Source organism: Streptococcus sp. UMB1203 (assembly GCF_030217725.1).
Lineage (GTDB): Bacteria > Bacillota > Bacilli > Lactobacillales > Streptococcaceae > Streptococcus.
In genome coordinates, this window is sequence record NZ_JASOOK010000007.1 from 16,072 (window position 1) to 34,655 (window position 18,584).

20 protein-coding genes and 2 pseudogenes are annotated in these 18,584 nt (G+C 39.4%); 1 reads left to right on the forward strand and 21 read right to left on the reverse strand.

The annotated features are described in order from the left end of the window. Window positions 1–28: 28 nt before the first annotated feature. From QP439_RS03020 to QP439_RS03030, 3 genes are read right to left on the reverse strand one after another with little or no spacing between them, the layout of a single operon-like run. Window positions 29–1,315: a response regulator transcription factor gene (locus QP439_RS03020; protein WP_285387550.1), complete on the reverse strand. Its 1,287-nt coding sequence runs from the start codon at window positions 1,313–1,315 to the stop codon at window positions 29–31. Between the two features lie 11 nt (window positions 1,316–1,326). Then, window positions 1,327–2,997, reverse strand: a complete 1,671-nt coding sequence (locus QP439_RS03025; RefSeq protein ID WP_285387552.1) for a sensor histidine kinase — start codon at window positions 2,995–2,997, stop codon at window positions 1,327–1,329. Next, complete coding sequence (locus tag QP439_RS03030) at window positions 2,975–3,589, reverse strand: YesL family protein (RefSeq protein ID WP_216732065.1); 615 nt, start codon at window positions 3,587–3,589, stop codon at window positions 2,975–2,977. Before QP439_RS03030 ends, QP439_RS03025 begins: the two co-directional genes overlap by 23 nt. 133 nt (window positions 3,590–3,722) lie before the next feature. Between QP439_RS03030 and QP439_RS03035 the strand changes: the two genes are divergently transcribed. Next, window positions 3,723–4,292: an MptD family putative ECF transporter S component gene (locus QP439_RS03035; protein ID WP_285387554.1), complete on the forward strand. Its 570-nt coding sequence runs from the start codon at window positions 3,723–3,725 to the stop codon at window positions 4,290–4,292. 29 nt (window positions 4,293–4,321) lie between these two features. Here the strand turns inward: QP439_RS03035 and QP439_RS03040 are convergent. The 18 genes and pseudogenes from QP439_RS03040 to QP439_RS03125 form a co-directional block, all read right to left on the reverse strand. After that, window positions 4,322–4,431 (reverse strand): annotated as a pseudogene (locus QP439_RS03040) (ABC transporter permease); the annotation flags it as partial. A 106-nt stretch (window positions 4,432–4,537) separates the two neighbouring features. Beyond that, window positions 4,538–4,666, reverse strand: a pseudogene (locus QP439_RS03045) (ABC transporter permease); the annotation flags it as partial. Between the two features lie 16 nt (window positions 4,667–4,682). Further along, entirely contained in the window at window positions 4,683–5,927 is a 1,245-nt protein-coding gene (locus QP439_RS03050; protein WP_285387556.1) for an MFS transporter, read from the reverse strand. 184 nt (window positions 5,928–6,111) lie between these two features. Beyond that, the gene (locus QP439_RS03055) at window positions 6,112–6,849 is read right to left on the reverse strand and encodes an Rgg family transcriptional regulator (RefSeq protein WP_245941797.1); all 738 of its coding nucleotides are present in this window, start codon (window positions 6,847–6,849) and stop codon (window positions 6,112–6,114) included. Between the two features lie 261 nt (window positions 6,850–7,110). Beyond that, window positions 7,111–7,803, reverse strand: coding sequence for a methionine ABC transporter permease (locus QP439_RS03060; RefSeq protein ID WP_000444647.1), 693 nt, complete (start codon window positions 7,801–7,803; stop codon window positions 7,111–7,113). A 1-nt stretch (window position 7,804) separates the two neighbouring features. Then, the gene (locus tag QP439_RS03065; RefSeq protein ID WP_285387558.1) at window positions 7,805–8,866 is read right to left on the reverse strand and encodes a methionine ABC transporter ATP-binding protein; all 1,062 of its coding nucleotides are present in this window, start codon (window positions 8,864–8,866) and stop codon (window positions 7,805–7,807) included. After that, the gene (locus QP439_RS03070; RefSeq protein ID WP_285387559.1) at window positions 8,859–10,232 is read right to left on the reverse strand and encodes a M20 family metallopeptidase; all 1,374 of its coding nucleotides are present in this window, start codon (window positions 10,230–10,232) and stop codon (window positions 8,859–8,861) included. The genes QP439_RS03065 and QP439_RS03070 overlap by 8 nt, the downstream gene beginning before the upstream one ends. Window positions 10,233–10,331: 99 nt before the next feature. Continuing rightward, on the reverse strand, window positions 10,332–11,186 hold the full coding sequence (locus tag QP439_RS03075; RefSeq protein WP_000694523.1) for a MetQ/NlpA family ABC transporter substrate-binding protein: 855 nt from the start codon (window positions 11,184–11,186) through the stop codon (window positions 10,332–10,334). A gap of 153 nt (window positions 11,187–11,339) precedes the next feature. After that, the gene (locus QP439_RS03080; protein WP_049500712.1) at window positions 11,340–12,170 is read right to left on the reverse strand and encodes an amino acid ABC transporter substrate-binding protein; all 831 of its coding nucleotides are present in this window, start codon (window positions 12,168–12,170) and stop codon (window positions 11,340–11,342) included. Window positions 12,171–12,273: 103 nt separating this feature from the next. Continuing rightward, the gene (locus QP439_RS03085; RefSeq protein WP_000253936.1) at window positions 12,274–12,597 is read right to left on the reverse strand and encodes an AzlD domain-containing protein; all 324 of its coding nucleotides are present in this window, start codon (window positions 12,595–12,597) and stop codon (window positions 12,274–12,276) included. Continuing rightward, complete coding sequence (locus tag QP439_RS03090; RefSeq protein WP_285387560.1) at window positions 12,587–13,282, reverse strand: AzlC family ABC transporter permease; 696 nt, start codon at window positions 13,280–13,282, stop codon at window positions 12,587–12,589. The genes QP439_RS03085 and QP439_RS03090 overlap by 11 nt, the downstream gene beginning before the upstream one ends. Window positions 13,283–13,522: 240 nt before the next feature. Then, entirely contained in the window at window positions 13,523–14,035 is a 513-nt protein-coding gene (locus QP439_RS03095; RefSeq protein WP_285387561.1) for an HdeD family acid-resistance protein, read from the reverse strand. Window positions 14,036–14,084: 49 nt separating this feature from the next. Further along, on the reverse strand, window positions 14,085–14,306 hold the full coding sequence (locus QP439_RS03100) for a TetR/AcrR family transcriptional regulator (RefSeq protein ID WP_004250194.1): 222 nt from the start codon (window positions 14,304–14,306) through the stop codon (window positions 14,085–14,087). A 143-nt stretch (window positions 14,307–14,449) separates the two neighbouring features. Further along, a complete protein-coding gene (locus QP439_RS03105; RefSeq protein WP_000862437.1) occupies window positions 14,450–15,676 on the reverse strand; it encodes an MFS transporter in 1,227 nt (408 codons plus the stop codon). Window positions 15,677–15,747: 71 nt separating this feature from the next. After that, on the reverse strand, window positions 15,748–16,380 hold the full coding sequence (locus QP439_RS03110; protein WP_029690051.1) for a CPBP family intramembrane glutamic endopeptidase: 633 nt from the start codon (window positions 16,378–16,380) through the stop codon (window positions 15,748–15,750). Between the two features lie 45 nt (window positions 16,381–16,425). Next, complete coding sequence (locus QP439_RS03115; RefSeq protein ID WP_000738302.1) at window positions 16,426–17,103, reverse strand: CPBP family intramembrane glutamic endopeptidase; 678 nt, start codon at window positions 17,101–17,103, stop codon at window positions 16,426–16,428. 21 nt (window positions 17,104–17,124) lie between these two features. Next, entirely contained in the window at window positions 17,125–17,358 is a 234-nt protein-coding gene (locus QP439_RS03120) for a hypothetical protein (RefSeq protein WP_000933480.1), read from the reverse strand. A gap of 289 nt (window positions 17,359–17,647) precedes the next feature. After that, window positions 17,648–18,511: an XRE/MutR family transcriptional regulator gene (locus QP439_RS03125; RefSeq protein WP_254753626.1), complete on the reverse strand. Its 864-nt coding sequence runs from the start codon at window positions 18,509–18,511 to the stop codon at window positions 17,648–17,650. Between the last annotated feature and the right edge of the window lie 73 nt (window positions 18,512–18,584).

An 18,584-nucleotide genomic window follows, 5' to 3' on the forward strand; every position in this document is an offset into this window, starting at 1 on the left:
TAGCACTTTTTGTAAAGGGATACAAATTTTATAGTGTCGTTTCTACCTGTTTTCGGTAGGCTTTTGGCGATTTTCCGCACAATTTTCGGAACACTTTATAGAAATATCCAACATTACTGTAACCAACCGCATAACAAATATCTTCAATACTGTCACTGGTTGAAAGTAAAAGTTGCTGGGCAGCCTTAATGCGTTGTTTGTTTAGTAACTCTGCGAAGGTCGAATTGGTTTCTCGCTTAATCAACTGCCCCAGATAGACAGGATTGATAAAGAGATCCTTACTGATATCCTTGAGGGAAAGTTCTTTCTGATAATCACGCCCAATAACTTCCAGAACACTGACCACATTCTCATTCATACGATATTGCCCAAAGAATCGGGTCAGAGTTTCCTTGATATAAGGAACCAATTCATCGAAGGTTTGAATAGCATGAATCGTTTTGACAATGTCCGTCATATCATCAGCTTTGAGGTGTTCAAACAAATGAAAGACATCCATGACAAACTGGATAAAAAGCTGTTTGGTAATCGGAACACGCGGCGTATTTTCAAGAACCACCTTCTCCAAGAGATTTAATTCTTCTACGATTTGATTGAGATTTCCCTGAATGATAACCCTATAAATCGGTTCGTAATAGGTAAAGAGACTCTCAGACTGTTGTAGATTTACAGAGCCGTAAAAGAGGGCTTTCTCAGCATTCAGCTTCCAGCGTTCAAAGCGTTCTTGATAAGGAGCTTCAAAGGGAGTAACGACTAAACCATCTAGGGGTTGATCAGAAATAAAAATCTGCCAATCTTGTCCTAACACATAGTAGGGAATGGTGAAAGAGCCTTGTTTTTCCTTGGATAAGCCTATCCACCAATTCTCCTTACCTCCTAGATAACTAACAAATCCAGCCTCGTCTAAATCTTGACTGAGGGTCTGACTTTTCTTTCCTCTCTCGCCGAGCTGACCTGCAATCTTCTCCAGCAGATTTCCCAACTCTACCTTATCAACAGGCTTGACCAAATAGTCCACCACACTAAGGTTCATTGCTCTTTTTACATAATCAAACTCCTGATAACCTGAGAGCAGGATATAGGCAGCATCTGGTAAGATTTCTTTCATCTCCCGAATCATATCAAGCCCTGTTTTGTCGGGCATATTGACATCGGAAATAACCACATCAACAGGATTTTCCTGAACATATTCTAGGGCTTCATCGGTATGACTGGCTGTTGCGACGACCTCCATATCCCACTTATCAAAGGGAATCAAACGTTTCAGACCTTCTGTCACCATGTACTCATCATCTACTAATAATACTTTATACATTTTCTCCCTCTCTACTCATCTTGAATTGTAATACGATACTGAACACCTACTTGCTCTGCAGAATCTATAGTAATAGCATAGCGATCCCCAAAATAGAGCACAAAACGCTCATGGACATTGACAATCCCGATAGACTGCTTTTGATCACTGTAGCTGGCTTGGTGTTCAAAATGTCTCTGCCTTAATTTTTCTCGAATACTTGCCAGCTTTTCAGACGACATACCACGTCCATTATCTACCACTAAAATTTCCACAAAACCATCCTGTTTAAGCGCCTTGATGCTAATCACATTATCTGTCCGTCTGTGGTCAACACCATGAGCGAAATAATTTTCTACCAGCGGTTGTAAGGTAAATTTGGGAATCTTCATATTCTCTAGTTCTGGGTCTATCTTGAAACCATAGGCAATGGACTTGGGATAGCGAACCATACAAAGATAACTATATTTACGGCAAAATTCTAATTCCTGTTTGAGAAGAGTTTCTCTTTCGTCGGAAATATTGTTACGCAAGAGACTACTGAATTCATAAATGATATCTGCCAACTCATCTTGACTTTGCATAACTGCATACATGCGCAAGAACTCCAGCGTATTATACATAAAATGAGGATTGATTTGAGCCTGTAAGGCTCGCATATTGGCATCCTTTTGACTAAGTTCTAACTGATAAATATCATGGATATTCTTTTCTAATCGATCCAACATATCATTGGTAGTCTCCGCGATTAGGAGCAATTCCTGATCCTTTTCCAGTGTGTCAATACGAAGACCTTCTTGCCCTTGGGCAATAGCATGGATGGAATCGACCAAATCCACTACCTGCTTTTGATAATTAGCAAAGGTCTTCCTCAAAGTCAGATAGAGAATGACAATAAAGAGAAGGCTCAAGCCCACAATCAAAGCAGAGCTGGTCACCGTTCCTTGTAAAACAAAATTTTTAGGAACTGCCACCTGAACCTGATAGCCATGAGAGGTCACACCGACAAACCAGTTTTCATGCTCCCTATTGACCCTCTCACCAATATGAAAAATCTCCGTATCAAAAGGCGATGTCACAGTAACAGCCATCGGGATATGACCTCGGGTATTGTCCACAGCATGGTATAAGATTTCTGGATCCAAGGAAATATAAACAACCCCTATAGATTGATCCGTCGCTGGATCTAAAATAGGAACTCCAAAACTATTGGCATCTGGTTTAAAGCCTTCCGCAAGTACCGAATGACCACCTCTCTCATTTCTGCTCGAAACATAAACTTCTTTAAAGTCCTGCAAGACGATTGCAACACCCGTTATATAGTCATTTTGGACATAAAGATCATCGATATTTTCATACAGAGAAATAGAAGTTGACGAAGCCGCTTGATGCTCCAACAGCCAATAAAAATACTCAGAAGTTGACAGGCTAAAGTACTTATAAACCCCTTGTATCCGGTCTTGATTGGCTACTAAATCTTGCGCTAGCTGGGCTGACTCGCGATAATAATATTCCACCTCTTCAACTGTTCGAGTGGTTACACGCTGGGCTACTCTCTGGGCTTCCTTTTCCCGTGAATCCCAGTCAGCATAGGAGAGTAAGATTGCAAAACTCGCAATAATAATCATCATAACTGAACTGTAGGTTCTCAGAAGCGTATGTAGCCAAAACTGCTTCATTCTATTTTGTCGCCAATTTTTCATGGATACTTTCATAGACCGGTTCCAACATATCACTGATAAAGAAATGCCACATCCCAATTCCTACAAAGAAGAGCAGAGCAGGCATATAGTAACCAATTGCCACAAGTAACACTGTCCCAAGGAGAACCTTGGCCACAGCTGCTAGGCTCATAAAGATGCCAATCAAGGATAGTTTGAGGCTATTTCGATAGGATAAGTCAAAATAAACTTGTAATTTCAAAGACACTGTATAGGCCAAAAAGAGCAGGGCAACTACTAGGACATTCAAAAAGGTCGCAATCAAATGAATGATGGTCTGATGAGGCAATTGCACCAAGAGATACAAGCCATAGATTAAAACTAGATCCACCCCTAAAAAGCTATAGAAAATCAGGTTGCTTGAAACAAAATTTTGCTTGTAAAGAGACCAAGCCTCCTTCAAACTATATTCCCGAAAGCTATAACCATGTTCTGCATATAGGCTCATCAAGGTGGCACTAGCCGGCGCTAGACCAAGGATAATCCCTCCTGCTAAAGTTAATAGCCAAAAGAAGGCTGTCGCAATCATCCCTAAAAAGAAACGATTAAAGACAAAGTCTAAAAATCTCCCCATGATATCCTCCTAAAAATAACTATGAAACTATTATATCATATTTCAAGCGTTTTCAAAACTTCGAGTACCCATTTACAATCCCATCAAACCGTGATACAATGAGAATTGTGAGAAAATTATCAGGAGACAATTCATGAAAAAATCTATCTTAACTACACTGCTCTTTGCAGTTCTTTACTTCCTCTGCATGGGGATTGGTGTCCTTTTGGGCAATCTCTTTGACCAAACTGGAAATATGTTTTATGCGCCTGCTTTTACTGCCCTTGTCGGCGGTAGCGTCTATATGCTTCTGGTCGCAAAAGTTCCGCGTTTTGGAGCCATTACCACTATCGGCCTTGTTATTGCCCTCTTTTTCTTGGGGAGCAAACACGGTGCCGGTGCCTTCCTTCCTGGAATTATCTGTGGCCTCCTAGCAGATGCAGTAGCTAGCCTCGGAAAATACAAGGACCAAACAAAGAACTTCCTTTCTTTCATTCTCTTTGCTTTTAGCACATCAGGACCAATCCTAATCATGTGGATTGCGCCCAAAGCCTATATGGCAACCCTTCTAGCAAGAGGAAAATCCCAAGAATATATCGACCGTATCATGGTTGCGCCAAACCCTGGAACCATCCTTCTATTTATCGCAAGTATTGTCATCGGAGCCCTATTAGGTGCTTTGATTGGACAAGCCTTGAGTAAAAAATTTGCGCAGAAAATCTAGTCAATAAAAAAGAGCCAGGCGGCTCTTTTTTATTTATGGCTCAAGACTTAGTCAAGAAATCTCCCAAGAATTGGATTGCAAAGATAATCAAGATGATAATAATGGTTGCCAAGATAGTCACATCGTGATTGTAGCGGTTAATACTCAATGAAAATCAAAGAGCAAACTAGGAAGCTAGCCGCAGGCTGTACTTGAGTACGGCAAGGCAAAGCTGACGTAGTTTGAATTTGATTTTCAAAGAGTATAAATCCATAAGCGATGGCTACGTTACCAATACCACCAGCTCCAACCGCACCAGCCATAGCTGTTTCACCGACTAGTGAAATCAAGGTTACAGTCGTCACACGAATCAAATCCGGCAGACCTTCTAGTAATCCTGAGCTTTCTAGGCTAAACTTTTTTACCTGAAAAACTTCTTTTTTCTAAGGATAAAATGAATCCTATCACACTCCCTGCTAAAAAGACCCACCAACAAATCCTGATATCTTGTAAAGCTAAGAAAGAAAATATAGACATCCCTAAGGGTAATGTGAGGGAAAAAATCATACTCAAGAGATTATTACTTCTAGCTAATACATCCGCACTCAAATTAGACAGTAACAGAGTATCTAATTTAGGCATTGATTTCGACATTAAATACATGACAAAAGCTAAGCAAACAACACCTACTAGAGGAGAAAAATCTAAAATATTAGCAGTAGCAAGTAATACAAACAGGATTGCATTGAGCGATAACAAACTTGAAAACGACAATTTTCCAAAATAATCATGGGGAGTTAGGCTACCAAGAATAGCTCCTCCAAAGCTGACACATTCAATTAAAAATAGGGCTTGAGCATAACTGAGATGATAGATAGTATGGTCTAATAAGTAAAAGTGGTAAATACCTCCAACAGCTCCTCCCAAAGTATTCATCACTAAAATGACAAGAATTATTTTAAACAAAGATTTACTTTCTCTCTGCCTAAAAATATCATCCATGTCCGCATAGATTGCCTTAACTTGTTGAAGCAAACTAATAGACTTATCCTCTACACTTACAGACAAATGCGTCAATTCGCTTCGATTTTTGAACAAAATAAGAGCAGATAGTAAAAAGAAACCAGCATTCACAATTGCAACAAAAGAAAAATTTTGATGGCTGGTTGTGAGTAACCACACTCCTAAGGCTTGACCTCCTAGATTTGATAAATAGGAGACAAACTGAGTAAAGGAATAAGCTTCATAGAGCTTATCTTCCGAAATATTATGCTGGATAATCGGCATACGAAGGCCTACTGTATAATCTGATAAAATATCCGAACAGATATTAACCATACAGATAAAAGCAAATGTTACGAAGTTCTGGTCTTGAATCACACTAGCAACCAAAAGAAATAGTAGACTTTGCACACAACCAACCCAGATAATTGTTCCTGCTTTATTTCGAGTATGATCAGCCTTAATCCCAACATAAAAAGTAAATAGGAAAGGTAAAATCGTAATTATATTCGCCATAAATAAAGCTATATTTTTAAAGGGTAGACTCGCAGCATAAACGATAAATACCAGATTATAAATATAAGCTCCACTTGAGCTCAAAAACCTTGATAAGGTCAGTATTCTAAATAAATGATGTCTTAAGAATAGTTTCATAACAGGCCTTTCTCACATTTCAAAGAGTATTCTATTGAATCCAGTCTAACAAAAAAAGCGGGGCTCCCCACTTTTTTGTAATATATTTTTTCTGAAAATAGAAACTCTAGCGCCTAGAAACTACTAATTATCAATCCATCTACAAGGCTATTTATTTTTCATCAGTCGATGTAACGAGAATATATTACAAATCTTTATTTGAAAGCTGATTTGCAAAATAGTTTTCATAGTATCTTGCACCACCTACATACTCTAAATCTTGTAAGATTGTAATGCCTCTCTGGATTTTTTCAAGACCCTTATTTTCTACATTAAAAATAGTATCATAATACCCTTTAGCAATCATATAAATGATTTTAAGATAAGCTTCAGATTCTGGTAAATCGCGGTTTTCAATCTGAAAGGTAAAATAGTCTGCTTTTAATTTATCCTTTTCCTCTATCGCTTTAAAGAGTCCATTAATTAAAATGGTATCAATAGCGACTTTGTTACTAGGTAAAGAGCCTAATAAATCCGTCTTTTGTAACATCTCCCTAGAATATTTAAAATAGAGGGGCAGAGGAAACAAAGTAGAAATCGTTGAAAATAGTTCTAATTCATAATTTCCCCAGATATCAATAGTAAAAAAATAGTCATAGAGAAAAGTCAGTTCTTCATCCGTTGCCCTTATTTCTGAAGCAAAAAACACAAGAAGGCTTTTGATACGAATCATTTGTAAAAGATAGCTCTTTTCACCACTTAATCTATACTTTTGAGTCGTCTCTTCATACAAGGAATGGAGAGAATCAATCCCTCCTCTGTCATATAAATCCCAGAGATTTTCTTGAAAAGCCAAAACCTTTTTCTGAGAAAAACCACGTACCAAGTACATAAATTCATTCAAATCAGAGTGGATGTTATCTAAGGCAGTAATCAATTTCATAGATGATAAGTCTGCTTCTCCACGCTCAAATTTGCTCAGCATGGAATAAGTAAACTCTCCTCCCGTCGCCTCCTGTAGAGATACATTCCGACTCTTTCTCAATTCTTTAAAAACTTCTCCCAGATTTTGCATATTGACTCCCCACAATTCTTAACTCTCTAACTCATAAAAGCAACGATTGATAGCAACCAGTACAGAGAATTTTAAGTCTTGACTATAACGACAACTCTTATGAATGATGTACAGATGTCCTAGCTATTTTTATTTATGACTCAATTTCTTGGTCAAGAAATCTCCCAAGAATTGGATTGCAAAGATAATCAAAATGATAATGATGGTTGCCAAGATGGTTACATCGTGATTGTAACGGTTAAATCCATAAGCGATGGCTACGTTACCAATACCACCAGCTCCAACCGCACCAGCCATAGCTGTTTCCCCAACAAGGGAAATCAAGGTCACAGTCGTCACACGGATCAAATCTGGCAGACCTTCTGATAGGTAAACACCTACGATATCCCAGAATGTCGCTCCACTAGCTTGAGCTGCCTCAATGACACCACCATCTAGCTCAGCCAATACCACCTGTACTTGACGGGCAAAGAAGGCAAAGACTGCAAAAGATAGCGGTACGATAGCCGCATTTGGACCAATACTTGTCCCTACGATTAGATGGGAGAAGGGTGACAAGACTGCCAAGAGGATGATAAAGGGAACCGCACGGAAAATAGAGGTAATCTTATCCAAAATCCAGAAAACGACCTTATTCTCCAAAACCCCACCTGGCGCTGTCAAGACAAGGAAAAGACCTGCCACTAGTCCCAAGAAACCTCCGATGATGAAGGAAAGAACTGTCATATAAAGGGTTAGGTAGATGGCTGTTCCCCAGCCTGCTTGACCAGCCCAGCCCATCTTATAGACATTTGGTAAATAGGTTTGAATCAATGATTCCATCTTACTGTCCTCCCTTCAATACTTTTAGTTGTACGTCTGCTTGACGAATGGCTTCTTGGGCGCCTGCCAAAGCTGCTTTTTCACCTGACAAGACCACAACTAATTCTCCAACAGGAGTGCCATCCAAAATTTCGATATTTCCATAAAGGATATTAGCCGTTACTTGGTAATGCTTGTACAATTCATTCAAAAGTGGCTCGTCTGTTGAAGCGCCTGCGTACTTGAGTTGCACCAAGAGACTGTTTTCAGATAGGTGTTCCACGATTTCTTGCTTCTCGATTTTGACCATGGCTTCGTCAATTCCTGTTGCTGTTGAGATAAAGTCTTGAGTCAAAGGTTGTTTAGGGTCTGAAAAGATTTCAAGAACGCTTCCCTCTTCAATCAAATGCCCATCCTGCATAACTGCCACACGGTTGGCGATGTCTTTGACAATCTGCATTTCATGCGTAATCAAGACAACCGTCAAGCCTAATTTCTGGTTCAAATCTTGCAACAAGGCCAAAATCTGCTTGGTTGTCTTAGGGTCAAGGGCAGAAGTCGACTCGTCTGAAATCAAGATTTTTGGATCATTTGCCAAGGCACGCGCAATGGCCACACGCTGTTTTTGCCCTCCAGATAGTTGTGAAGGGTAGTTTTCAGCACGGTCTGCCAAGCCAACCAAGTCCAACAACTTAGCTACTTTAGCCTTCTTTTCTTCCTTGCTAAGTCCAGAATGTTTAAGGGCGAAGGCTACATTCTCCTCTGCTGTTTTTTGGCTCATCAGGTTAAAATGCTGGAAAATCATTCCGATATCCTGACGTTTACGACGCAACTGCTCTGCTGTCAAGGTCACCTTGCCATCAAAAATCACATCGTCATCAATGGTAATTTTGCCTGCAGATGGCTTTTGCAAGAGATTAATCACCCGTACAAGGGTTGATTTCCCTGCTCCAGAATATCCAACGATTCCGTAAATATCCCCTTCTTGGATGTGAATGGTCACATCCTTGACCGCTGTGATGGTTCTCTTCTTTTGGTGAAAAGTCACATCGATCTGATCTAACTTGATAATATCTCTACTCATAGCTTCTAATCAGCTCCTCTACTAATTCAATATGGGTGTAGTAATCGGCGATTCGCACATTTTCATCTCCACCGTGGTCTCGGCTGTTGGCATTTCCTAGACCGAAGGCCACCATTGGCACCTCTAGGGCATCAAAGACCGTATGCATAGGCCCTGTCCCCGCTGTTGTCGGCAAGACTGAAACGCCCTGTGGATAGAATTTCTTGGCCAACTCGATCACATTGAGAATGGCTGGCGCGCTCATATCGCTTCGATAGCTCATCTCTCCCAAGGTATAGTATAATTCTACCTTATCAAAGCCATTTTTGTCTAGCTGTTTCCGAATTTTTTCCAGAACATCATGCGGTTCTAGGCCAGGAACCAAACGAACCTCTAGCTTAGCACTAGCTTCTGCTGGCAAAATCGTTTTGACTCCTTGTCCTTGATAACCTGACTGAATCCCTTCGATATTAAGAGCTGGCTCAAAAAAGAAACGTTTTAGAAAGGCTACACGGTCCTCTTGTAAGAGAGGCAATTCCAAGCCATAAATCTGGCTGATTTCCCCAGGATTGCGTTGAGCATAGGCATCCACCAAGGCTAATTCTCGTTCATTCGACTCTTGTACTTCTTCGTACAAACCTTCAACCAAGATACGGCCATCTGCGGCACGAAGAGACTGTAAGGCTTGAAGGAGATACCAGGGAGCTGATTCCACAACCCCACCATAACTAGAATGGATATCCACATCAGCGCTTTTCACCTTGGCATCAAAGGTCACAATCCCCTTATTTCCACCAGAAATTTCCAGCTGTTCCAAGGCATTCTTGGTCCCTTGTTCCCAAACTAACAAATCTGCGCCACGGAGTTTATCAGCGTGCTTTTCCAGATACTTATCTAGGTCTGTCGAAGCAGATTCCTCCGCTCCCTCCATGATAAAACTAATATTGACAGGCAGGTCATCGTGGTGCTGCATATACTTTCTCAAAGCACTCAAACGAGCTGTGATATGTCCCTTATCATCATCAACCCCACGCCCATACATGAAACCATTGCGGACCGAAAGCGTAAAGGGATCCTCTGTCCAGACCTGATCCCCATCCGCTGGCACAGTGTCATAGTGGTTATAAAAAATCAAGGTTTTGGCATCTGGACGCGAACTCTTGAAATGCGCCATGACAAAGGGAGCCGTATAAGTCTCATCAATCTCCACTTCAGCCCCAACACGTTTGAAAATCTCACCCAAATAGTTGGCAACTTCTTTGAGACCCACCTGTTGGGCAAAGACCGACTTCTTAGAAATCAAGGTACGCAAAACCTCAAAATAATGCTGGGCTACATGATCCTTTTCAAATTTTTCAATCTGTTCTTGTTCGCTAGGAAAAACCATATTCTCTCTACCTTTCTATGAACCTATAGTCTTCTTTACAATCCATGCTCTATACAAAAGCAAGAGGTGGAATTTTCTCTCCCACCTCCCTGTTTCTTATTACCAAACTGGTTGATCCAAACCGTCTGATGTTTCTTCGATAACTTTTTTCACGTCATCTGTGTGGTAAGCTGCGATCACTTTCTTGATAGCATCAGCTTTTGGTGATGTTTCCCAATCTTTTTTCGCAACGATGATGTTGTACCATTGTTTTGAATTTTCATCAGCTTGTTCTTTGAAAAGTGCTTTCTTGTAGTCCAATTTTGCTTCTGTAACGAAGGTATTGTTTACAACGGCAGCGTCAACTGATGACAATGAACGAGCTGTTTGGCTAGCATCCAATTCAGTGATTTTCAAGTTCTTTGGATTTTCTTTGATGTTAGCAACTGTTGCAAGAGCAGTTCCAGAAACATCCAATTTAATCAAGCCAGCTGATTGAAGCAAGTAAAGTGCACGACTTTCGTTTGTAGCGTCGTTTGGTACAGCGATTTCTCCGTTTGCTGGGATGTCTTCTACTTTAGTGTACTTGTTGTCACTTCCATTCAAACCTGAGTAAAGACGGATTGGAGAGATGTAAGTATCTGCAATCGCTACAAGGTCTTTTCCGTTTTCTTTGTTCCAGTTGTTCAAGAAGTTATAGTGTTGGAAAGCGTTCAAATCTACTTCGCCATCAGCAGTTGCCTTGTTTGGTTGTGAGTAGTCTGTGAACTCTGTAAATTCCAAGGTAATACCATCTTTTTTAACCAATTCTTGGATTTTGTCCCAACGTTTTTCTTCAGAACCGCTACGGTTAACAGTTGCGATTTTGATAGTTGTTGCATTGTCTGCTTTCTTTTCTGAGTTTCCGCAAGCTGCAAGAGCCAAACCTGCGACTGTAGCAAGAGCTGCTACACCAAGCCATTTTTTGATTTTCATGATTCTTTCTCCTTAAAAATAATACCGTACTAGTATCTCACAATTTATTTGATTTCACAAATTGTTATTAGATAGTCAGATATATAGTTTAAAACTATATCCTTAAAAACTGAGAAATCATCCACCTTATTCAGAATGGATGATTTCAAAAAATTATTTAATATCAGCTTCTGCTGGTAGGTAAGTGTCTCCGAAGAATTGTTTAGACAACTTTTCAAGCGTTCCGTCTTTGTAGAGTTCTTGGATACGTTTATCTACAAATGATTTCAACTCATCTTGACCTTTAGCAAGAAGTGGGTAAACGTAAGGTTGTTGGTCGCTTGGAAGTTCAATAACTTTCAAGTTGTCCAAACCTTGGTCTTTGATGACTGTTTCAACACCGATTTTATCAAAAATCTTATAGTCAAACTGGCCATCGCTCAAGCGTCCCATGATTTGTTGGAAGTCCGCTTTAGTATACTTTAGGACAGTTGGATTATCTGAATGTTGTTTGTTGTAGTCTTCTAGCTGTTTAGCAGATGTTGTCCCTTGAACAACTTCTGTTGATTTTCCACCGATATCATCAAGCGATTTAATGCTAGGGTCATCTTTTTTCACTACAAGAACGTTAGGGTTTTTAGCAGTTGGAGCTGCATAAAGGTATTTTTCAGCACGTTCTTTAGTGTAGCTGATGTTGCTAACAGCCATATTGTAACGGTCAGCATCAAGTCCTGCAAAGACTCCTGACCACTCTGTCTTCTCAAACTTGACATCATACTTGTCAGAGTCTTTAAAGATAGCGCGAACCACTTCAATTTCGTAACCAGTCAATTCGCCATTTTCTTCATAGTTGAATGGTTTTGGTGTAGCATTAGTTGCAACGATAATTTCTTTCTTGCTAGCTGCTTCTCCCTCTTTCTTAGCACCACCTGAGCAAGCTGCTAGTACACCTGCAGCAACAAGCCCTAGGGCAGCAAGAGATGAGTATTTAACGATTTTTTTCATGTCATTTCCTCCAAAATAGAATACCTTATAATCTTAACAGAAAAAGACCATTTACGCCATTATATGATATCTATCTCTGTGATAGGTTTTCTTTATGGCTGATTTAAAAGACCAAACGCAAGACGGCAATCAAGACCACTCCAAAGAGAACTGTTCCGACTAGATTGCGATAACGAAAGGCTACCCAAGCTGTTGGAAAGACGGCTAAGAAATCCAGCCATTTGATTTGAGGAAGGCTCCCAACCTTACCTGTTACTACGCTTGAAAGAATCAAGGCAAAGATAATAGAAACGGGCAAGAACTTCAAAAAACGCTCAACGATTGCAGGCAAACCCTTATACTTGACCAAGATGAAGGGAATCATACGGGGAATCCAGGTCACCAAGCCAGAGAAAATAACTGCTAATAAAAGATACTTACTGACCATCTAAAACCACCCCCATTGTACAACCAAGTAGCGTCGCAAACAGAACAGCTAGCGACTGAGACACCACTGTCAAGAGCAAAAAGAAGGACACCGCAACAACTGCTAGGATAATCAGTAGATTGCGGACAGGAATCCGTCTTTGCATAATCTGGAATTGCGAAGCAAAAATTCCAATGAACATCCCAACCAAGGCAAAATCCAAGCCAAAGATTTCTGGATTTGGCAGCAGGCCACCCAGATCCGTTCCGACTACTGTTCCCACAAACCAAGCCACATAGCTGTTGAGATTGTTTCCGTGCATCCACATAGGATTGACCTTGTCTGTATGGGCTAACTCGCCCATCAAAACGCCATAAGTCTCATCCGTCAAGAGACTAGACATACCGATATTTTGCCAGAGACTGGTATGACGGAAATAGGTTGACGCATGCAAACTCAACAAAAAGAGACGCAAATTAATCAAAAAGACCGTCATAGCAATAGCTGCCACAGGTGCTTGAACCGCAATCAGTGCCAACATGGCAAACTGGGCACTCCCAGCATAAACAAAGAGGCTCATCAAGCCCATCTCAACAGGTGTCACATAGGGCGCACCAATAATCCCACAGGCCAAGCCAATACTGACATAACCAAGGGCCGTTGGCATGGCCGCCTGCGCCCCCTCCCAAAATCCTTTTTCTTTCATCTTTCTCCTCATATTGTCTTAATAATACTCAATGAAAATCAAAGAGCAAACTAGAAAGCTGGCCACAGGTTGCTCAAAACATTGTTTTGAGGTTGCAGATAGAAGCTGACGCAGTTTGAAGAGATTTTCGAAGAGTATAAGTAGGCTGAAAAGGCTCCAGCCATAGCATGGACTATTATAACACATTCAGGAAAGAGAAAAAAGTCTGCTGATTGTAATCAGACAGACTCCATTTTATTCTTATTTAATCTTGAAGAATTGAACAATTGCCACAATACCTTGATAAATAAAGACAAAGGCAATGGTGTAACTAATATAGAGACCGGTCATCAATGGGTGTCCCATCATGATTAAACCTGCTACGATTCCTAAAATCCCCATCCAAACTAGAGGGGTACCTACCGATTTATCCGTCTTACGAACCTTGAAACCAACGATAGTTTTTGTAATACCATTTGTCAAGGCCCATAAAGAAATGATAAATGGTACAAATGTTACCATTTCAATAAAGCTACCTGAGAACAAGGTAAGAGCGAGGATGAGGGTAACAATTCCTCCAAATAAATTCCAGCCATGCTTTTCTTCTGATTTGAAGTATTGTACAATCTCAGAAATCCCTTGAACTGCAAATACAAGTGCAAACCAGAAAGTCATGGAAGCCAAGCTAATAAGAGGATGTGCAAACATATAAAAACCTGCAAAAACTGCAAAAATACCCGCAATTAGTAACAACCATTTCCAAATTTTCGACATTATTTTTCTCCTTTTTTAGAGGAATCTTCCTCTAGTATTCCATAAATCATCATATCCAAAACCTGTGATAATTGATGTTCATATCCTGAAACCAAGTTAGATAGAGGTCTGATTTCCCTGAAAAATTATGATACAAAACTCCTTTGGCAATACCATCCACTTTACAAAGTTCATTGATGACAAAACCTTGATAGCCTTTTGTAGCAAATTCAAACAAAGCAGCGGTAATGATTTTCTCTCTTCGTAGTCTTGTTTTTTCTTCTTTTCTCATGTATTTACCTCTACATTTTTTAATTATAAACCGATTGGTCTAAAATGTCAAGCAACTTTCTCAAAAATTTAACAGTCTGCTGATTGTAGCCATCATAAACAGACTGGAATCCAGTCTCAAACATATAATATACACATTCTTCGCTAAATGTTTTCACGGATATTCAAGAGTATGATAAAGGCAGCTAGAAGAAATAGCAATAAAACAAAGCTAACTGCCAGAGTTCCAAAGCTAGTAGCAATGGTTACCAAAGCTATTGTAAATAAGCTAGGTAAAACAACTGTAATGGCGCCGATAGAGGATTGAACTGCTCCCATTGACTCCTCAGGTATTTGTTTAAAAATGAGTTCCTGTAATCGAGGAGAGAGGATACCTGCGAAAAAGGCATCCAAGGCACTAAAGATAAGAATCCAGTCAAAACGAACTGCCACAAAGCCAACTAAAAGGAGTAATTGGATAATAAGCGAGGCATATAGGGCTAGTTTTATGGAGATTGTATTCTTCAGATAGCCACTCACAAGGCTTCCGACAATAAGGGCTGACAATTCAAGGGTGGATAACAAGGCAAGAGATTGACCTGTTTGTAAATTCAAAAAGGGCTGATTCCTCAAAAACAGAGTAGAAACAGGAACTGTAACATTTATCACTGCTTGACTAATAGAGATAATAAACAAAACCAAGAGCACCTTATTCATATTCCATATCAATTTTGATGATTGGAGCAGATGCTGGCAAAAGGATTTTACAGAGAGTCCTTCTTGATAGCTAATCGTTTTTTCTACTTTCAAGAGATCTGTTTTTATGAAAAGAATACCTAAAAATGCGATTAAAAAGGTCAGAGCATTCAGTAAGGAAATAGACTGGATAGATAGAATACCTAGTAAGACTCCTCCTAGAATATTACTGATTGTTTTCACTAAACTAACAGTTGACTGTTTAAATCCAATAGCTTCTGCCAGATGGTCTTGCCCAATAATTCTAATGAAAATCGGAGTGAGCATGGCGCCTGAAAAATAACTCAATGTGTCAGATAAGAGGTTAATCAGACAAATAAATGCTACTAATAACAAGGAAAAGGACTGCCCTGAAAGTGATAAAGAAACGATAGAGTAAAGCAAAAATTTTGCAAAACTAATCATTGTATATTTTAGGACACGATGATGTTGAAAATCCGCCAAAACTCCCAGAAAGATTTGCAGAACTTGAGGAAGGGTTTCTGAAATCGTGATCAGTAAAATCGCCAAAGGGGCAAAAGATGCATCTGCCACATAATTCAAAAAGGCCAGATAAAAAATCGTATCCCCAACCGTTGAAATCCACTGGTTGATGGTTAATTGCCTAAAATCTCTATTTTGAAGAAATACTTTCATCACAACTCCTTTTTGAATTCAAATGGGAATCTTTCCCCAAGGATAGACCACGATACTACTAACAACCAAAATTACAGTAACATCAAAAGCTGACCAATGCCATTGTAGACTATATGCAATCCAATAGGCCAATAAATTGACTTTGTTACTCTAAATAAGACTGCAAATATAAGGCCGCCACCCATATAGTAGACAAAGTCTGTCAAGACCCAACCATGACTACTAATGTGCAAGATTCCAAATAATATAGCTGATCCGAGTACATCCAGTCCCCATTTCTTCCCTTTTTCCAGAGCAGTCATCACTAATCCACGATAAATCATCTCTTCAAAAATGGGGCCTGCAATAACAGGATAAAAAAAATACATCAAAAATGCCGTAGCTCCTGTAAAAGTAGGAGCAGCATGTTGATAAGAAATTTCATTTCGAGTAGGTGGAAAAATAAAAAATGTAACAAAATTCCAAATAACAAAAGCAAGAAGAGCTAGAAAAGAATAGAAAAGATAGGACCCTTTAAACTTTCTACTATTGATTTGTTGCCATCTCCCTGACTTAGTCATAGCAAAAAAAGCAAGAAGAACTACAAGAAAATTCAACATCATATCCGACAAATAGTAGGCAAAGTCAGATAGACCAAGAGCAAAGTCGCTAGATAAAACCAGACCACTAAGGTACTGATAAGCAATGACAAGTAGGATTGCTATAAAAAAAGTGGTTGCTTCGAATTAACTTTTTCATATATCACCTTTCTAATATCCAAATACCAATAAAGTAACAATGAGTAAGAAACTATTCCATGAAGCATGCAGAGCTATAGCCCAATAGATGGAGCGAGTGTAACGAAACATCATACAAAATATCAAGCCCATTCCAAAATACTTTATGAAATCTGTCGTTATCCAACCATACTGCAAAACATGCATAGCGCCAAATATGGCAGCAGAAACAAGAACATCAAGATAGTATCTTTTAACTTTAGATAAACTTGTCATCAAAAAGCCACGACAAACAACCTCTTCTGATACAGGTGCGATAATACTAGTATAAAGTATTCGCGTAACAAAATAGCTAGTTCCTGTTAAACTGGTGGCTACCTCCACGACTACACTTCCGTTCTGGGTACGAGGAAAGATATAGGTTGTTAGATTTGCCCACACGAACAATAAGAAAAAAGAAAGAAGGAAAACACCCAGGTAAGACCAACGAAACTGGAAACGACCACACTCTTTCCAATGTTCACTTTTGACAAAAGCAATTGTAGCTATAGTTCCCAGAATAAGTACCAATAAAACTTGGAACACATAGTACATATTATCAGACAAAGCAACCATAAAATCTAAGTCTGATGTGACATTAAAAATGAGGTAATAAGTCAAAATCAACAATCCAGTTGCTAGGTGAAATTTCATTTCTTTCATTTTCTTCATCCTATTATCTCCTATAAGAGCCTATCTTCTACGGCGACTAAACAATCCATCTGCTAAATCTATAGTCCAATCAAAAGCTCCACGATTAGGACTCATCCCTTGATTGCCCCAACCAGGGTAAATTCCTGAGACGCCCCAACCAGATATACCACTTCTTCCGCCACCTCCCATAGAATTTACGATATTTCCTCCTCTAACATCTTGCAACTCATCTTCTGTCAATTCCATTGTTTCTGCAAATTGTAAATTTAACATCTTTTACATTCCTTCAATTATTTTTATTTGTAAACCACTTCTGCGACCTAGGATTTGCTTCAAATGTTTTACAAGGACAGTATAACATGGAAATTGGCTTATTTTAGAAAATCGCATATTTGATATTTTTTCTTATAGAAATTTCACATTTGCGATTTTAGCAGATTTGATTATTTCACTGGTATAATAAAGTTACTACTAACAAGGAGGGATATAATGATGAAGAAAAGAAAAATCCAACTGATACTCCTGCTTATTTCGGAGTGGGTTATCGTCTTCCCGTTTCTAATTAATCGATAAGTTCTTTGTATTGCTGAAAACGCAATTCGAAGAGGGCTAGCAATTGTGGATTTTCTAATACTTGCAGAGATTGGATAAAGTGTTCAATCTCTTTTTGATTGCTTCCTTTGGTTTGAAGAAAGACACTCATTTTCTTTAAAAATTGCCATGATATTTTCTCAAAAACATCGTACGGGCGCAACATGCTCTCCAACTCAGCTTCGAAGATTGGGATGTATGAGAAAAGTTTTCGCTCCATGAGTTCTGATAAAATATTTAAGAGTCCTTGCTTCATATACAATCGATTGTGTACTAACTCTTTAAATTCTTTGGATTTTTCAAGCAAAGAGGTTGATAAAAATATCAAATCTTGGTTGCTCAAGAAGGGCATGGTATTGCAAAAGAGATAGAGTTCAAACCAGGTCCAAGATTCAATAGCATAGAGATAGGTAGTCAAAAACTCGCTATCCTCCTCTGCTAGCGAATAGCTTTTATCTAAGGAATGGAGTGCGTTTTTAATTACAATAGCATTCAAACAACGATAGGTCTGCGCCATCTGTTCTTGCTCGACTTCCTCCAACAGTTGCTCTAAGCCAGCAATATCTTGATGGGCAAAGCGATCCACAACCTTTCTACCAATTCGCATATGTGGAGATTCTTGATAGTTGTTGAGCTTGTGCCCAAACTCATCAAAGGTCACATTTATACCTTGGATAGCTAGGATTAGCTTGTCCGCAGATAGCATAGACTGCCCTAGTTCAAACTTGGACAACTGAGAGGCTGTTAGTCCCTCACAGGCCACATCTGACTGCTTGAGTTTTCTCGCCACGCGCAATTCCTTGTAAAATTCCCCCAATTCCATTCTCTCAATCATCTGACCACCTCCTAGCTTTTGCATATTGTATCATTATTTTTATGATTTTGTCAAAATATTCTGACATTTAAGA

Excerpts from the sequence above, each read along its gene's own strand:
- QP439_RS03105 (WP_000862437.1), bottom strand. The coding sequence starts at position 15,676 with ATGAAAGTATTTCTTCAAAATAGAGATTTTAGGCAATTAACCATCAAC.
- QP439_RS03020 (WP_285387550.1), bottom strand. The coding sequence starts at position 1,315 with ATGTATAAAGTATTATTAGTAGATGATGAGTACATGGTGACAGAAGGT.
- QP439_RS03080 (WP_049500712.1), bottom strand. The coding sequence starts at position 12,170 with ATGAAAAAAATCGTTAAATACTCATCTCTTGCTGCCCTAGGGCTTGTT.
- QP439_RS03060 (WP_000444647.1), bottom strand. The coding sequence starts at position 7,803 with ATGGAATCATTGATTCAAACCTATTTACCAAATGTCTATAAGATGGGC.
- QP439_RS03035 (WP_285387554.1), top strand. The coding sequence starts at position 3,723 with ATGAAAAAATCTATCTTAACTACACTGCTCTTTGCAGTTCTTTACTTC.
- QP439_RS03055 (WP_245941797.1), bottom strand. The coding sequence starts at position 6,849 with ATGAAATTGATTACTGCCTTAGATAACATCCACTCTGATTTGAATGAA.
- QP439_RS03115 (WP_000738302.1), bottom strand. The coding sequence starts at position 17,103 with ATGAAGAAAATGAAAGAAATGAAATTTCACCTAGCAACTGGATTGTTG.
- QP439_RS03095 (WP_285387561.1), bottom strand. The coding sequence starts at position 14,035 with ATGTCGAAAATTTGGAAATGGTTGTTACTAATTGCGGGTATTTTTGCA.
- QP439_RS03085 (WP_000253936.1), bottom strand. The coding sequence starts at position 12,597 with ATGGTCAGTAAGTATCTTTTATTAGCAGTTATTTTCTCTGGCTTGGTG.
- QP439_RS03065 (WP_285387558.1), bottom strand. The coding sequence starts at position 8,866 with ATGAGTAGAGATATTATCAAGTTAGATCAGATCGATGTGACTTTTCAC.
- QP439_RS03030 (WP_216732065.1), bottom strand. The coding sequence starts at position 3,589 with ATGGGGAGATTTTTAGACTTTGTCTTTAATCGTTTCTTTTTAGGGATG.
- QP439_RS03025 (WP_285387552.1), bottom strand. The coding sequence starts at position 2,997 with ATGAAAAATTGGCGACAAAATAGAATGAAGCAGTTTTGGCTACATACG.
- QP439_RS03125 (WP_254753626.1), bottom strand. The coding sequence starts at position 18,511 with ATGATTGAGAGAATGGAATTGGGGGAATTTTACAAGGAATTGCGCGTG.
- QP439_RS03090 (WP_285387560.1), bottom strand. The coding sequence starts at position 13,282 with ATGAAAGAAAAAGGATTTTGGGAGGGGGCGCAGGCGGCCATGCCAACG.
- QP439_RS03070 (WP_285387559.1), bottom strand. The coding sequence starts at position 10,232 with ATGGTTTTTCCTAGCGAACAAGAACAGATTGAAAAATTTGAAAAGGAT.
- QP439_RS03100 (WP_004250194.1), bottom strand. The coding sequence starts at position 14,306 with ATGAGAAAAGAAGAAAAAACAAGACTACGAAGAGAGAAAATCATTACC.
- QP439_RS03075 (WP_000694523.1), bottom strand. The coding sequence starts at position 11,186 with ATGAAAATCAAAAAATGGCTTGGTGTAGCAGCTCTTGCTACAGTCGCA.
- QP439_RS03050 (WP_285387556.1), bottom strand. The coding sequence starts at position 5,927 with ATGAAACTATTCTTAAGACATCATTTATTTAGAATACTGACCTTATCA.
- QP439_RS03120 (WP_000933480.1), bottom strand. The coding sequence starts at position 17,358 with ATGTTAAATTTACAATTTGCAGAAACAATGGAATTGACAGAAGATGAG.